At 37.6% G+C, this 15360-nt stretch carries 20 protein-coding genes; 5 read left to right on the forward strand and 15 right to left on the reverse strand.

What is annotated here, in order from left to right:
• Positions 1-12 precede the first annotated feature (12 nt).
• Positions 13-1176 carry an alpha-hydroxy acid oxidase gene (locus tag BQ4443_RS09370; protein ID WP_071058655.1) on the reverse strand — a complete coding sequence of 388 codons (1164 nt, stop codon included), beginning with the start codon at positions 1174-1176 and terminating at the stop codon, positions 13-15.
• 363 nt (positions 1177-1539) lie between these two features.
• On the opposite strand from BQ4443_RS09370, the gene BQ4443_RS09375 reads away from it, so the two are divergent.
• Complete coding sequence (locus BQ4443_RS09375) at positions 1540-2658, forward strand: Fic family protein (RefSeq protein ID WP_071058658.1); 1119 nt, start codon at positions 1540-1542, stop codon at positions 2656-2658.
• Positions 2659-2760: 102 nt separating this feature from the next.
• Here the strand turns inward: BQ4443_RS09375 and BQ4443_RS09380 are convergent, their stop codons facing one another.
• From BQ4443_RS09380 to BQ4443_RS12450, 11 genes are all read right to left on the reverse strand, one after another.
• A complete protein-coding gene (locus tag BQ4443_RS09380) occupies positions 2761-3900 on the reverse strand; it encodes an Arm DNA-binding domain-containing protein (RefSeq protein WP_071058659.1) in 1140 nt (379 codons plus the stop codon).
• A complete protein-coding gene (locus tag BQ4443_RS12205; RefSeq protein WP_083331902.1) occupies positions 3789-4052 on the reverse strand; it encodes a hypothetical protein in 264 nt (87 codons plus the stop codon). Before BQ4443_RS12205 ends, BQ4443_RS09380 begins: the two co-directional genes overlap by 112 nt.
• Before the next feature lie 52 nt (positions 4053-4104).
• A complete protein-coding gene (locus BQ4443_RS09385) occupies positions 4105-4299 on the reverse strand; it encodes a hypothetical protein (RefSeq protein WP_071058661.1) in 195 nt (64 codons plus the stop codon).
• A gap of 161 nt (positions 4300-4460) precedes the next feature.
• Positions 4461-5486: a RelA/SpoT domain-containing protein gene (locus BQ4443_RS09390; protein WP_071058663.1), complete on the reverse strand. Its 1026-nt coding sequence runs from the start codon at positions 5484-5486 to the stop codon at positions 4461-4463.
• A gap of 334 nt (positions 5487-5820) precedes the next feature.
• A complete protein-coding gene (ssb, locus tag BQ4443_RS09395) occupies positions 5821-6297 on the reverse strand; it encodes a single-stranded DNA-binding protein (protein WP_071058666.1) in 477 nt (158 codons plus the stop codon).
• Entirely contained in the window at positions 6297-7226 is a 930-nt protein-coding gene (locus BQ4443_RS09400; protein ID WP_083331903.1) for a recombination-associated protein RdgC, read from the reverse strand. The genes ssb and BQ4443_RS09400 overlap by 1 nt, the downstream gene beginning before the upstream one ends.
• A gap of 83 nt (positions 7227-7309) precedes the next feature.
• A complete protein-coding gene (locus BQ4443_RS12445) occupies positions 7310-8194 on the reverse strand; it encodes a hypothetical protein (protein ID WP_071058669.1) in 885 nt (294 codons plus the stop codon).
• 14 nt (positions 8195-8208) lie between these two features.
• A complete protein-coding gene (locus BQ4443_RS09410) occupies positions 8209-9189 on the reverse strand; it encodes a YqaJ viral recombinase family nuclease (RefSeq protein WP_071058671.1) in 981 nt (326 codons plus the stop codon).
• Positions 9190-9195: 6 nt separating this feature from the next.
• A complete protein-coding gene (locus tag BQ4443_RS09415) occupies positions 9196-9378 on the reverse strand; it encodes a hypothetical protein (protein WP_071058673.1) in 183 nt (60 codons plus the stop codon).
• Positions 9375-9743, reverse strand: a complete 369-nt coding sequence (locus BQ4443_RS09420; protein ID WP_071058675.1) for a hypothetical protein — start codon at positions 9741-9743, stop codon at positions 9375-9377. The genes BQ4443_RS09415 and BQ4443_RS09420 overlap by 4 nt, the downstream gene beginning before the upstream one ends.
• A 214-nt stretch (positions 9744-9957) precedes the next feature.
• Positions 9958-10269, reverse strand: coding sequence for a hypothetical protein (locus BQ4443_RS12450; RefSeq protein WP_071058677.1), 312 nt, complete (start codon positions 10267-10269; stop codon positions 9958-9960).
• Positions 10270-10597: 328 nt separating this feature from the next.
• Here BQ4443_RS12450 and BQ4443_RS09430 point away from each other — a divergent pair, with 328 nt between their 5' ends.
• From BQ4443_RS09430 to BQ4443_RS09440, 4 genes are all read left to right on the forward strand, one after another.
• Positions 10598-11188, forward strand: a complete 591-nt coding sequence (locus tag BQ4443_RS09430; protein ID WP_143000584.1) for a hypothetical protein — start codon at positions 10598-10600, stop codon at positions 11186-11188.
• Between the two features lies 1 nt (position 11189).
• Positions 11190-11327 carry a YHYH domain-containing protein gene (locus BQ4443_RS12325; RefSeq protein WP_143000585.1) on the forward strand — a complete coding sequence of 46 codons (138 nt, stop codon included), beginning with the start codon at positions 11190-11192 and terminating at the stop codon, positions 11325-11327.
• A 126-nt stretch (positions 11328-11453) separates the two neighbouring features.
• Entirely contained in the window at positions 11454-11732 is a 279-nt protein-coding gene (locus BQ4443_RS09435) for a type II toxin-antitoxin system RelE/ParE family toxin (RefSeq protein ID WP_071058681.1), read from the forward strand.
• Between the two features lie 9 nt (positions 11733-11741).
• On the forward strand, positions 11742-12044 hold the full coding sequence (locus BQ4443_RS09440) for a HigA family addiction module antitoxin (RefSeq protein ID WP_071058683.1): 303 nt from the start codon (positions 11742-11744) through the stop codon (positions 12042-12044).
• Positions 12045-12076: 32 nt separating this feature from the next.
• On the opposite strand, the gene BQ4443_RS09445 is transcribed toward BQ4443_RS09440, so the two are convergent.
• The 3 genes from BQ4443_RS09445 to BQ4443_RS09455 form a co-directional block, all read right to left on the reverse strand.
• Entirely contained in the window at positions 12077-12934 is an 858-nt protein-coding gene (locus tag BQ4443_RS09445) for a DNA adenine methylase (RefSeq protein WP_071058684.1), read from the reverse strand.
• 5 nt (positions 12935-12939) lie between these two features.
• Positions 12940-14577 (reverse strand): AAA family ATPase, encoded by a 1638-nt coding sequence (locus tag BQ4443_RS09450; protein WP_071058687.1) that lies wholly within the window; start codon positions 14575-14577, stop codon positions 12940-12942.
• A gap of 80 nt (positions 14578-14657) precedes the next feature.
• Positions 14658-15344: a LexA family transcriptional regulator gene (locus BQ4443_RS09455; RefSeq protein WP_071058689.1), complete on the reverse strand. Its 687-nt coding sequence runs from the start codon at positions 15342-15344 to the stop codon at positions 14658-14660.
• Positions 15345-15360 lie beyond the last annotated feature (16 nt).

Consider the following 15360-nt stretch of genomic DNA (forward strand, 5'->3'; position numbering starts at 1 on the left):
GGGTGGATAGCTTTAGGCTTTAGGGGTGAATAAAATATCTTTAGTCACATTGTTAATATCTGTATGACCGCAGAAAGCCATTGAGACATCTAACTCTTTTTGAATAATATCAAGTGCTTTATAAACACCTTCTTGACCATAAGCGCCTAACCCATAGAGGAAAGAGCGACCAATTAACGTCCCCTTAGCACCTAGGGCATAAGCACGTAACACATCTTGCCCACCACGAATACCGCCATCCATCCAAACTTCCATCGAACTGTTTAAACGATTAACAGCTTCTACAATATCAGGTAAGGCATGAATAGTAGAAGGAGCACCGTCTAATTGACGTCCACCGTGATTGGATACAACAATAGCATCAGCACCACATTTCACCGCCATTTCTGCATCAGAGGCATCCATAATACCTTTAAGGATAATTTTGCCACCCCATTGCTCTTTAATCCAAGCTAAATCATTCCAATTTAAGGTAGCATCAAATTGTTCTGCTGTCCACATCGCTAGAATTTTCATATCATCGGCATCTTTGACATGACCTACAATATTGCCAAAACTACGGCGCTTTGTTTGCAACATATGCCAGCACCATTCGGGTTTCAGGGCCAAATTTAGCAGGTTTTTAAGTGTAGGTTTAGGGGGCGTAGAAAGTCCATTTTTAATATCTAAATGACGTTGCCCTAAGACTTGTAAATCTAGCGTTACCATGAGCGCAGAGCATCTAGCCTCTCGAGCGCGTTTAATTAAGTCAGCCATAAAATCACGATCTTTCATCATGTATAGCTGGAACCAAAATGGACGAGAAGTATGGCTTGCCACATCCTCAATAGAGCAACAACTCATGGTAGATAATGTGAATGGTACACCAAAATGTTCAGCCGCTTTTGCCGCTAAAATTTCACCGTCAGCACGTTGCATACCCGCAATACCAGTAGGCGCGAGAGCGACAGGCATAGAAACAGACTCACCAAGCATGGTTGTTTTGGTGGAGCGATTTTCAATATTGACAGCGACTTTTTGACGGAATTTGATTTTTTGCAAATCCGATTCATTGGCTTGATAAGTGGATTCTGTATAGGAACCACAATCAGCATAATCATAAAACATTTTAGGGACTTTGAATTTTGCAATTTTGCGTAAGTCTTCGATACATGTGATTTTGCTTAAGTCAGCCATTTTTTTTCCTACCTATAAAGGTATATTTTAACCCGAAGTTTTTTGAAAAGAGACGTGATGACGGTTTATATGGCGTTAATTTGATAACAAGCATCAAAAACTGTTTAGTTAAAATAAAACCTACTCGGTGAACTGATTCCCGTTGAACTACCTCTATAAGTAGTATCCAACTTATGGGGTGCAGTTCACGGTTGAGTAGGGGAATAGTGTTAGGTTAGTCTGGTATAGTCTTCACAGCAATTAATGGTATTAATGGTGGAAGCAGTGGAATTCGAAAATTCTCTTTATGCTACCTGAAAATTTCAGCAAATAATGTTATTATTTACCTTAAATTATAAGGCAAATAAATAAGGAATTTGACTGATGGCGTCTAAAACCCTTTATATATGGCAGCAAGATAATTGGAAAACATGGCAATATCAGCGCCATGAATTAATCGACTTGCTCAATCAGGTTTATCACCAGCAAGGTTTGTTGTTAGGGCGAATGCAAGAATTAGGCTGGGATTTACGCCAGCAAGCCAGTTTAACGATACTCACACAAGATGTAGTTAAAAGTAGCGAAATTGAAGGTGAAAAATTGAGCGTTCAATCAGTGCGTTCCTCTATTGCTAGAAAACTTGGTATGGATATTGGTGCATTAAGCCCTGTAGAACGATACGTTGAAGGCGTCGTTGAAATGATGCTAGACGCTACTATACATTTTAGACAATCCGTCACGGATGAACGCCTATTCTCATGGCATGCGGCATTATTTCCGACAGGATATAGCGGTTTGAGTAAGATAGCCGTCGCCCAGTATCGTGATGATTCACATGGTGCTATGCAAGTGATTTCAGGTGCGTATGGTAAAGAAAAAATCCATTATCAGGCACCACCAGCTGAAAATTTATCGTCTGAAATGGTTGAATTTCTAGATTGGATTAATCACAATACGCAACATGATAAATTTATTAAAGCAGCGATTGCTCACCTATGGTTTTTGACCTTACACCCCTTTGAAGATGGCAATGGCAGAATTGCCCGAGCATTAGGCGATTTATTGCTCACGCGAGCAGATGGTACAGCACAACGTTTTTACAGCTTGTCTGCTCAAATTCAAAAAACACGAAATGAATATTACTTTATATTAGAACAAACACAAAAAGGCAATAATGATATTACTGAGTGGCTAATATGGTTCTTACAAAGCCTAATCTCAGCCATGCAGGCAGCACAACTACAGTTGAATGACGTATTATTCAAAGCCAAATCTTGGCAACAATGGCGTGCTGTTTCTCTAAATGAGCGTCAAATAAAAGTATTAAATCGTTTGCTTGATGGTTTTGACGGGCAACTGAATAACCGTAAATGGGTAGCAATGACAGGCTGTTCTCGTGATACGGCATTGCGTGATATCACAGATTTGCTAGATAAAGGGATTTTGAAGAAGTCAGAGAGTGGGGGAAGAAGTGTTTTTTATACACTAAATATCAATATTTAAATCAGTACGCTGAACATAAGTCCTTGAATTTGTTGGTCGGAGCGGCGGGATTCGAACCAACAAACAATGATTAAAATTCAATGGCTTAATGCACTGCTGTGCCTAATTTGTGCCATTGAATAACGCCACCGCTTTATCTCCTGCGGATAAATTAGTGTCAGGAATCCATTTGCCATAGACTCTAGCGACCATGGTCCAGTCTGCATGCCCCATTTGCTGTGCGACCCACATAACAGGCTCACCAGCCGATAACATCATGCTAGCATAGGTGTGTCTTGTTTGGTAAGGATTTCTATATCTCACCTTGGCTCTTTTTAATAAACGAACCCAACGTTTGCGGATAGGACTATCCCCATTCCATGATTCGTTTGTATGGGGATTAATAAACACGGTCTGTCTATGTTGAGTCAAGATGTACTGACTCTTGAGAGCGTCAAGAGTAGGCTTTAGTATCTTAATAAAACGTTTACCTGATTTTGTTTTTGGAAGTTCTGCTTTACCCTTACTTGCCTTTGTAATGGCTTTATTGACTCGGATGTAACCTTTATGAAAATCAATATCTTTCCAAGTTAAAGCAATCAGCTCACTTGTTCTCAACCCAGTCCATAAGAATGTGATGAGTTGATTACGTTCCATCTCATTATTGCAAGCATCAATGAGCTTTTTTTGCTCATCAACAGTAAAAGGTTCGATGTGATCATCATCAAGAGGGCTTTCTGTACGCTTATATTCGAAATCTAAAAATGGATTGATAGGGATGATTTTCTTGCGGACTGCATCATTTAGAGCTGTGCGAATTAGACTGATGTAACTTTTAAAAGTTTTGTTTTTTACATCTAGCGTATCAAACCATTCTTCAAGTTGTTCAGGCACAAAATCAATTAGCAAAATGTCACCGAAGTTATCAGTAATTTTATTAATGAGTTTCTGGTAACTGGCCGCCGTAGAGGCTTTGATTTTTAGTTTTTTACCTGTAATCCATTCGTGGAAGTAATACTTGACGTTTTGTACCTGACCCTTAAAAATAGCATAAGTGGGTGCATTTTTAGAGTTAGGGAATGATACAGCATAGTCAAATGTGCCACGCATGATAGCTTCAAGAATGGCTGCACGAAATTGTTCTGCCTTTCTTAAGTTGCTAGGCGTGGGCTCAAGTGGGAGCGTCTCACGGCAACGCTTGCCCTGATATTGGAATGTGATTTGGATGGTGCTTTTTGAGCGACTGCTGACCCCTCGACCCATTTTTCATACTCCTCAACATTAATTAAAATCCTTCCGTCAGGGGCTTTGATGTAATGCACTCCCTCTGTCCAGTGTTCTGCTTTCTTTTTGTAGATAGCTTTTTCTGTGTAGCCTGTTTGCTGTGCAAAGGCACGAATAGTGATGTATTTCATAGTTTCCAGTCCTTTTTCGTCGTCTCTAAAATCTGTTTAATTCTCTCTTTCATCACGAAAGCTCCCAAAAATAGAAAATACGAGTAAACAGGCTTCCTGGTATAGTTACTAGCTTGTCTGCAGAAGTGTAATTGTCAGATTGATTTCTACAGTACAGTCCTGTTTGTGTTTCGTCTGCTGTCCATGCTCGAAAAAAAACGTCTGCAGGGGGTAGACGTTCATGAAAGTAGTATAGTTGTTTGGTCATAATTAAGACTCCTTATTAATCTGAAGAAAGTGTGTACAAGGTTCGTTTATTGGTATCAGGATTTTCATCCCATTGTTAGGCATTATCTTCATTTGAAATCTCCAATAAAAAACCGCCTATAAGGCGGTCTTGTCAGAAGGGGTTAATTAAAGCTTTTATTCTTATGCTGACTTAGCAATAAGACGTTGCAAATGATCAATAAATTTTTGAGTGTCTAAGAAGTAGTTCGGATATGCTTTTTTGACATCTTTGAAACTATTCACAGACATCAATACTAATTCGATTGATGGATTGTCAATATTATCTATCTCTAATAGGCGGTACGTTTTTTCAGCGAACGGCAACTGTTCTTCTGAGAAAGGAATTAAACTCAAAGTAGCGGTATCGCTACTGGTGTCTAATTGCATTAGGTAATAATACACCCCTTTTGGTTGCGTTGCCGTAATGTGTTTACCAGTGATAATTAAGCCTTTTAGCTTGGTGAATATCTGTAATTTTCTTTCTAAAGTGACTATTTCACTAATAATATCCTTGATAGGAGTATCACGATATCTATCTAAGACAGTTTTTTTCTCACTATGTGCAAATAAGACACTAACTAGTTTAAAGAAGTGTTTAAATTCTTCGTTTCCTTCACCGGTTTTAAAGGAAGACTTTTCAATAATTCCTAAAGTTTCAACCGCAGTAGCCCAATAGTGCTGCAAGTGTGTTCTAATTTGGAGTTCAATTTGTAAACCATTAAGTTCAGGTTTGTTGATACTCGCATACTTGAAAACCTGGTGAAGGCTACGATAACCATCTTCTTTAGGGTTTTTGATGTAATCCTTAGGCGGCAATACAGGTTTATGTTGATGTCTACCTGTTATTAGGCTTTGGTGTAATTCATAAACATCAGCAATTTTAGGCACAATAATACGAACCCCCCCAATGTCTTGCATACGCGATAAATCCATATTAGGAAATCGCTGTAATTTCCTAATAATGGAAGGAGTGCGTTTTAGTCGCTGAGCAATGACGGCATCTTTAATTTTTAATGCTTTTTTTCGTAAAAGTGCTTGGAATGTATTAACAGGGTGAGCATGCAAAGAACGCCATTGCGATAAAATTTCCATAGCTTTGGCATCTTTTGGATTTTTTACTAGCGTATCACCAGCTTTCTTAACCTGTTTTTTACTCGGTATTTCCATAATGACTACATTTAAATTAATTATCTAAATACTAACACTAATATATGTCTTTTGTAAGTAAAAAGAGGTCTGTTTTACAAACGTTTTTTCCCATCACGTAATCGTACAGGTTCGCCCTGTAAAGCTTTTTCTAAATTAAAAGGTTTCATTTTTAAGTACTCTCCGATAAGTCAATCATTTTTTCTAGTTCATTTATGTACTCAGCCAATGTTTCAAAAAAATCCTTTTCTTTAATACTTAAATTGAAAAAATACCTATTGTCATCAAAAGCGTCCCTATACATGTCATATAGTGATAGTTGTGTAATGTTTGTTGGTAAAATCATTCATCTCTCCTAAAATGGTATGTCATCATCCATATCTTCGACTGATTGAGATTGTTTCACAGAGCCACCAGATGCTTTTGCATAATCGCTAGCACTGGCACCTGTTTTTTTAGTGGGTGCTTGTGATTGTTGATTACTTTGTTCGTTATCAGTACGAGAGCCTAGCATTTGCAGGCTATCTGCAATAATTTCAGTTGTATAACGCTCTACGTTATCTTGTCCTGTGTACTTACGCGTTTTTAGACGACCCTCTAGGTAGATACTGCTACCCTTACGCAAATATTGACTAACGATTTCTGCTAAACGACTGTAAAACACTACTCTATGCCACTCAGTTTCTTCGCGGCGCTCCCCTGTATTCCTATCATTCCAAGTAGATGTAGTCGCCACGCTAATGTTAGCCACTTGCCCTCCGTCAGGCATACTACGTAAGGTAGGATCGGCACCCAAATTACCGACTAAAATCACTTTATTTACTGATGCCATTATTTCACTCCAGCCACTTCTTTTTCACCGCCCATTGCTTCTGATAAGTCTTTTAGTAACTCATTAAATTCACCAAACATCAGCGTCATATCTGCGTCAAAACGTTCTATGAATTTTTCACAATCTATGTTTTGATTGCTTTCTTTTTGAATATTTAAAGGCGAAATATTTTTAATATCACCATGTTCATTAAGTACGAATGAAATACGGTCATTCCACGTCATAGCTAATTTTGTGCATTTTTTACCTGATGTAATATGTTTACTTATCTCTTCATGTTCGGGCGATTCATTATCGTATCTAACCCTAATACGAGCATTAGAAAAAGCTTTCAGTTCTGTGTTTTTATCAATCGTGAAGTTTTCAGGTGCAAAATTATTGATTAGCCAACTGGTCATACAACTAGTAGGGCTTTCATTAGTCATATAGCTAAGAAAAGGGATTTCTTCTTCAAATAGTTGAACTAAATTCCCTGTTACTTCATCAGAAACTGCGTTTGAAGAAGTATCAATAAACATCCATTTATTAACTAAGTCCCACCCGATAGATATATCGTTATGAACACTAAACGCTATTGGTAAAAGTTCAGCCGTAACGTTTTCTTTAATTTCTTTGGTTTGTTTTTTACCGACTTTATAGCCTTGCATTTCTTCTGTTTCTTTAACCCTTTCTTTCAAAGCTTGATTAATAACAGAAGAGGGCAGTAGCTTTTTCTCGATTCTTAGCTTGAACATTAAGTAATTTTCTACTTTGTGTACAAGTGTTCCTTCCTCTTCAAAAAACGGTATAAACCCTGCGTTTTTAGCTAAATGTTGATTAGTATGTAAAGCTCTTTTAGATAGTAAGGTTTCTAATTCACTTGAAGTGATATGAAAGTTAGAAAATAATCTAAATATTTTTAAGTTTTTAAACCACATGTTTTTATCCATAAAAAAACCGACTAGAATATAGTCGGTTTAGTAATAACGAATGATGCCCAAAAGGGATTTAAGCCCCTGTCAGTTCGTATTAATCAATACTGAATATCTTCATCTACAAGTGATTCTTCTGATTGATGGATCACACCATCCTCATCAATTACTGGAGGAGGGTTTTTTAGTTCAGCAAGACGCTCTTTGTATTTACCTCTTAATATTTCTTTATGGCCTTCATCTTTTAAGTGCTTAGCATTATCCGCAATAGCATTTAATTCTTCGACAGTACTAGCTGTTTGGAATTGAGTCATCAACGCCTGAAAATCAACAACAGGGATCGTGTTATCGGATTGTTCTTGAGTCTTATCTTCAATAGCTAAAGCGGCAGCTGCAGATGCTTTACGTGATTTTTTAGTAGGCTTTTCTTCGGATTTAACCTCGTCAACTTCACCCATATCACGTTCGCTAGGCATATCCATTGCTTCTTCTGCTGAATGAATGCCTTTTAAAACATCTGTAAATACATCACGTAAAGCAATGGATCTTGCTCTCATTTGCATCATTCGTTTAGGGTAGGCTGTCCATGGGCCTTGTTTACTTAATAAGCCTGCTTTTTTAGCATCTTCTTGAGTAAAACTTCTGACGACTTCATCTTCATTTTTTCGTTTTACTTTAACTGTACATCCAGTGTCTGTTGGATTTTCGTGAATATATTCCAGTAAACCACTACCACGAACTAAAGCAAGCATTGCATCTCCCCAGATGCTAGGCCGTCCATGGATGACAGCGATATTTTGCACGGCTTGCATGGGAGCTAGTCCAATTTCAGCCCCCCATTGCATAGCTACAAAGACGTTACCAGGATTACCTTGATATTCTTTAGGGACAATGGATGATTTGGCCAACATATCAGCCAATTGCATTGCTTCATTGATATTTGTAGGTTGTAAGCCTTTGCTTCCAGTTAGAATTAATTCTGACATAGTCTATCCTTTCATTAATTGATACGTAAGACACGAGCACCATGTTTGATACTTTGGAATTGCTCAATGTGTATAGGGGTAGGGTGAAGTGACAAGTAAGCCTCTTTCCAATTTGTCACGGTACTGTCTTTGTTTGATTTGTAAGTAGCGATTTTTTCGCCTTGATACGTGATGATTTCAGCATCTTCTAACATAGGAACGAGTTTGTCTCTAATAGATTGTTTTTCGTCCTCTAAAATTGCTAACTTACTATTAACTTCTTTTAGCTGATTAACTAATTCCACAACATCTGTACCTACAATAGTTTCTTTCCCAGGTGATGATTTAGCCCACTTTAATTTAGCTTCTGCTTCATCGTGTGGATCTGGCGCAATACCGGTGAGAATATGCTTATCCCACCATTCTTTTGCTCGTTTAAGCAATGCGTTAAAAATCTCATCATCATATTCAATCGTATAGACTTTAAAACGCTGGCCACCAAATAACACAGCAAGGTCACAAGTATGTACACCAGTTATACCCATATACCACATGCATTGATACCAGTAATTAATAGGTACTTCATCGGTATTTTCCTCACCCCAATCATCACTATTAATTGATAAGGCATGGGCTGTTTTAACTTCGAGTAGCTTATCTGCGCCAATCAATTGATGAGTTTTATCACACCAACGTACTCTAGATCCTGGTTTAACGATAGCCCTGTCGATATTAGCTAAAGCGATTGGTACATCTTTATGCTGCATCATCGTATTAATACGCTGTACTTTAACGCCTTTGTCCTTGGCATAACGTTGTGCGACTAGGTTCTCAAACTCAATCCCCCAATACATACGCTCTTGAGAGTCTTCATCAAACTCTTTTTGTTCAGTAGACATCTTATCGTGCCAAAGTTCAAAGGCTGTTTTGTATGGGTTCTGTCCGACTAAACAAGCGATATCTGAGCCACCAATCCCTTTTTTTCTAGCTTGTAGCCATTCTTCTCTACTTAACATAAGTATTTAAGCTCCATAAATAAAACATTCAAATAAAAACAGTGCAGCATAAATGCCATAAAAAAAGCTGATAGTAATCAAACCACCAGCTACTAAAATTAAGAAGTCTTTAAATGACGTGGGCCACATTGGGTCGTTGTCGTAGCCATTATCAAAATCTGACGTTAGCCAGTTCCAAAATTTTTTCATTTTAAATATTCCTTTTTAACGAAATATTCCATCTCAGGGGTTAGGTCGTCATCGAATAGTTTTTCGATAAAACTGTATAGGTCATTTTGAATTTCAGGTAAGACGACATGGGCCACAAAGTAGTGAGCGTCTTTGGTTGATAAGTTCCATAAATCACAGAATTGATCTGATCGTTTTTCTGATGCGTCGTTCAGAATAATATCTATCCAATCATTAATTGAGACACCTAAAAATTCTTTCTCATCATCCTCAATAGCTTCGGCCAGAGCTTCGAATATTTCATCGTATTGAATATCAATGGTGTAACCACAGCCGTTTAAGTGCTTTTCTAGTAGATCATCGTAATATCTTGTTTCTGCGTCCATTTTTATATCCAGAACAATTAACTAGTTAATTGAAATAAATTTAATGTAACCTATTGAAAAGAATAGGGTTAATCGCCATTTATAAAATGGTTTCACATAGTGTGAAGCTTGAAAAATTTTTAACTTTTCACGGAGGTCTATATGGCTAAATGTGAGCAATCTTCTGCTAAGTTAGCATCTCTAGCTGGCAAGGTTTTGCAGCAAAAGAGTTCTACTACTGCGGCAAAACGTCTTGCAGGCTCAGTGCTAACTCAGGCGCCAAATCGCTCAGTTCCATTGAAGCGCGGTAAGTAATTTGACGCTTAGGGATTGTCAGCGTCCCTGCATATTGCTGTCTATCCTGATTATTGCCGCCTATATGGGGGGCTATAGTCAGGGTATCGTCTGTCTCATCTATCAAGAATCCACTAGAACATACTTGACTAACAGTTTTTTCAATTTCATCTTCAAATACCCATCCCGCTGGTGCTCCAAAAGCATCATCCCAAACAAAGACTGTTAATGTTTTTGGTTTTTTATTAATCATTTCGCATCACCTAGGTTTATCTAAAAACACTTAAAAGCTCTCGCCAGAAAGCTCTTAAGTGTTAACGGTTAGCTACTCCGTGAGACTTAACCACGCTTCTAACCTACACTGCCTAATCACATTCCTGTTTTCAGCCCTATCATTGTCCCGTTCTGGGTGGCTCCGATAGTCCGACAATCTTGTGCCGTTCGTTAAATATTATATTAAGCTAATTGCTTAATAAAGTAAAGCAAAAATAAAACAAAATGCTTTATTTATTTTGTTAAAAAATGTAAATTTTGATGTTATAATGGATAACTATTTGATTTAAAAGGAATGCTAAGAAGATATGAAAATGGGTTTTTTTAGGATTTTTGTTGTTCTTACTTATGCTTGGACAATATTTGCAGTGGTTTTGCTGTACAGCGATACATCTAAAAAAATAAATGACGCGATAAATTATTCTACTGCTTCAGAAATTGATGAATTAATTAGAAAAGAAATAGATGGTACTAATAAATTTTCTCACTCACAGAATGATGAAAAAATTACATTAAAAAAATCTAATGTCTTATGGGATGATGACATACTAAAAAAAGCTGTTGAAACAGCAAAAAAACATAAATACAACAATGAAGAGATTCTTTATTATCTTTTTGGGTTTACTAATGTAGAGGAGGTTTTTGATATTTTTGTTAACTACAAACAATCAAAAGGTCTTTATGCTAGTAAATTTGATGAGTCAACGCAAGAAGAGTTTTTTCATAATCTAGGACTATCTAAGTTGGAAGAGGAGCTTTATCATTATAAAAACGCTAAACACGTATCTATAAAAGAAACTCTTCAACGAACGTTTTTATTTCTACTTGTTCCTATAGCATTGCTTTGGACTATCTTTTTTGCTGTTGACTGGATAGCTGCCGGATTCAAAAGGAAATAGTATGAAAAAATTATTTGCAATTTTAGTAGTTTCTTTAGTAACGTTTAGTATTGCCGCACCGGTACAGGCACATGGTGGCAGAACAGATAGTAATGGATGCCATTACGATCATAAACGAGGTGGTAAGCACTGCCATTAATCATCACTACATGTATTAAGTTAAAAAAGCACTTGATAGTGTTTTTTTTATTGCGAGAAGGTGAGATTATGATATTTTTGTTGATTAATGTATAATGTATAGTAACGGTATACGATACAAACGAACATGATTAAATCTTTCAAACATAAAGGCTTGCAGATATTCTTTGAGACAGGTTCTACGAAAGGAATTAACGCCAAGCATAGTACAAGATTACAATTGCAACTTCAAGCGTTAAACGTCATGAAGAGTATTGATGAAATAGATATGCCCGGTTGGAATCTACACTCATTAGAGCGTGACTTGAAAGGACATTGGTCATTAAAAGTCAATGGGAATTGGCGAGTAACGTTTATGTTTGATGGTGAAGACGTTTATATTGTGAATTATCAGGATTACCATTAGGAGCTTAAAATGGCTAGAATGCACAACCCTCCACATCCCGGTTTATTTGTGAAAGAGTATTTGGACAATAGCAATATCACGATAACAGAAGCGGCAAAGAATCTCGGCATTACTCGTGCAGCATTGTCTCGTATTATTAACGGTAGGACAGGGATTTCGCCTGAAATGGCTCTTCGATTAGATGAAGCCATTAAGCTTTTTAAAGCGGAAACATGGCTAAAAATGCAATTGGATTATGACCTCTGGCAAGCAGAACAAAAACATAAAAAGTCTGTAGTGACGCCTTTTTATGGAGTGCCAGCTACAGCATAAAACAACACCCACTCGGTGGAGTTAGGGTAATATTATGCCGCTTTACGAAGGTTTTTACGAGGAATACGTAGACTAGGGCTAAAGAAAACAATTTCATTGCCTAGCTTTTTCTCTTGTGCGCTATAGTTTAGTAAATGCTCACGTGTTGGATAGCCCTTGTAGATTTCACGAATCTCAGGGGCGTTATCGTAAGAGACAATCCAATCATATTGAAGATTGTCTAGTGTTTTTCGAATATCTTCATGATCTTTTTGATTGTAGAAGTTTCGATATAGCCCTTGGCCCTTAACAAAATAGGGTGGGTCTAAATAGATAAGCGATTTATCTACTGGTAAAAATGCATCACATTGCTCTAAAAGCTGTTTTGCATCCTCGTTATGTACATGTATCTGAGATCGATATCTCTTGATACGGTGGAAACGTTCGATAAGGTGCTCTTTGTTAAACCGTGCATCAAGTTTCCATTGTCCAGACTGAGCTTTACCGCCTATTACCCCACCTTTCAAAATGCCAGAGCGGTTGCAACGATTCATGAAAAAGGTCGCAAATCCTTTTTCCATAATATCGGTTCGCGATTCGTCCATTAGGATAGTGCGGTAGTGATACCAATTATCCATCGAGATATCTACTGACTGGATTTTTTCAATAAAGTCATCTGTATGATGCACAGCAGCTTGCCAGAAGGCGTACACAGCATAGTCAAAATCATTGATGTGGATTTCTTTAACAAAACCCTGATATAGAAGTTCTAAGGCTACAGCAGCACCCCCCGCATATACTTCTAAATAGTGAGTGTATGGGCGTCCGTTGAGTTCAATGAGTGACTCAATAAATGGGGCAAATTTACCTTTGCCACCAGGATAACGTAGGGGAGTGTGGAATGTGTTCATACCCTTTATTTTATCTGTTTTTGCTTTGTTTGGCCAGTATTTTTTAAGGCATTTTTTAGAGCAATGACAAAGTTGTTTTTAAATACTTCCACCTCTTCTGGGTAGCTTTCTGCCCATAGTTTAATGATTTTCCAATCCTTCAGGTTCTTAAAATTTTTTCTCCACCAGTTTTTAGCTGATGTTCTATTGTTAGTGGTGTGCGAGTCTAGCAAAACGTCATTAATATAGTCTGAGGTGATGTTGTTGGGAAGTTTTTTAAGGAGGACTCGGTCGTTGACGAGAACAGCTAAAAAATCTTTAATTAATCGTTCAGGGGATGCGTTGGTTATTTGTGTATTGGTAGGGATAGGTAATCTGACTACATTTTTATATATATTATTACGTCTATGTATCGTAGTATCCCCATCAACAACGATGACCCTTTGTCGAAAATGTGCATCTGTCTTTGGGAATTTTAGCAAATTATCCCCCCCAACATGCAAAGGGATAAGATGTAGTTTCACATTTAAATTAGACGTAGCTGCTGTCCTGGAGCGAGCAGGAAAAATCGCATCAAAAAATTCTTTGCCTTCTTCGTCTTCAAAATAAACATGAATATCTTTCTTCTCGACTTTCTCTGTCAACCTAAGTTCTAAGTCGTTTTGTATATCTTGGAGGGAAATATTGTCTTTAATATGAGGGTGGTTACTGTCAAAGAAATAAATGACTTTATCCTGCTCGGAGCTAGTGAATATTTCTTCGATAAGAACAGGGGAGTGCGTTGTCGCAACAATTTGGAGGTTTAGCTTTTTTGCTGCATTTTTTAGTCCACTTGCTAGTTTGCGGATGGTGCGGGGGTGGAAACCGACATCTATCTCATCAATGAGCAATAACCCACCGGGGTAGTCCTCGCCCATATCTCGTTTAAGTTTTTGAAAAGAGGCTAGCGCGGTAGCTATAGTGCCTAGGCTATCTTGACCTAATGAAATGCTAAACTCGCTGAAGTTCTCATATTTAGGTTGAGCACTTCTTTTTTCATGTTTTGTTATGGTTTGATATGAAATGTCGTCAGTAAGTGGACTACCAGACATAATGTTGCTTACGAATTCTTTAATAAACCTCTTATCGTCTGGGCACATCTCTTGAAGGGGGGTTATAGAAACGCTATTTTCTTCTGACTCTCCGATAGTGATGAGCCTTTTCACTCCTAAGAAAAGGGTTGGTAAAGATACTTTAGATGCTTCACCCACAAGGTTATCGAATTCAGGCGAAGTGTTTCTAGCAACAAGTCTTGCTCGACGAGTATTTTTATTTTTATCACCTCTCGTGGTTAGTGAACACCTTTTCTCTATCGTCTCGCCATCGATGTTTGCTGTAATCTTAGGATTCTCTCTAGCGTCCCCTGTGTGTTGCCCTACTTCTGCTAAGTCAATATGTAGGATATTTTCAATACTCTTGGAAAAAAGCTCTTCTGTATAGGTCTTAAAAGAAGTATCTGTTAACCCAAAGGTCCCTGCTAAAAGCCCTAAAATTGTTGTTTTTCCTACTCCGTTATGTCCTGCGATTAAAGTGATCCGGTCAGCGAATGTTATCTCTGTGTCTGCGAATTTGCGAAATGCTTTTTGCTTGAACGATAGTGTCTTTAACTTAATATTTTTGCTCATGTGTTTCACTCAATTTAATACGTACAATGACGGATATAAAGAAGAAACTCTACCTTTGTGTTCTCTCTCATTTCTTAACCTTAAGTCGCATCTTTCAACGCAAAATATCGTCGTACTTTGCCACAAATCATTAGCGTATGTTGGTTTTTAGCACTAACGGTTTTTTCTTTATAAGCAGGGGAAGGATTGTCACTGATGATACGGATAATACCGTCCTCTTTAATTAGTCTTTTGGTTTTTAATTCTTCATCATCCAGAATTACATAAATACCATCACCATCATATCGGTTGCATGAAATATCAACAAACAATAAATCCCCATCGTTAATCGTTGGGTACATTGAAACGCCTTTATTGTTAATGATTCTGATATTTTTAGGTTCGATAGTTTTTAGATATTCTCTTGCCCAGTCTTCCAGTACTAGCATTTTACTAATCGCAGGGACGTAATCAACCACGCTACCAGGACCAGCGCTAGAGCGAATATCGTAATACTCAAGTTCTATATAACCATCTTTAACAGATTCATCATAAGAATGATCTTGGTCTAGCCATCCGAATGGTTTATTCATTGCGCTCTCAAGCTTGCGAGCCGTTGAATTCCCTATATTTCTAGATTTACCAGTCGCGTTATCAATACGTTGCTTAATAATTTGATTCAAGTATATAGGTGAAATACCCGCTGCCGTAGCAAGTTTTTCTTGAGTACCTGCCTCATTAATTAAGGCTCTAAGGTTATTTAGTCTGATGTCGTTAATTTGTTTCATAGCTTTATTCTATAAG

The organism is Pelistega sp. MC2 (assembly GCF_900099475.1).
Taxonomy (GTDB): Bacteria; Pseudomonadota; Gammaproteobacteria; order Burkholderiales; family Burkholderiaceae_B; genus Taylorella; species Taylorella indica.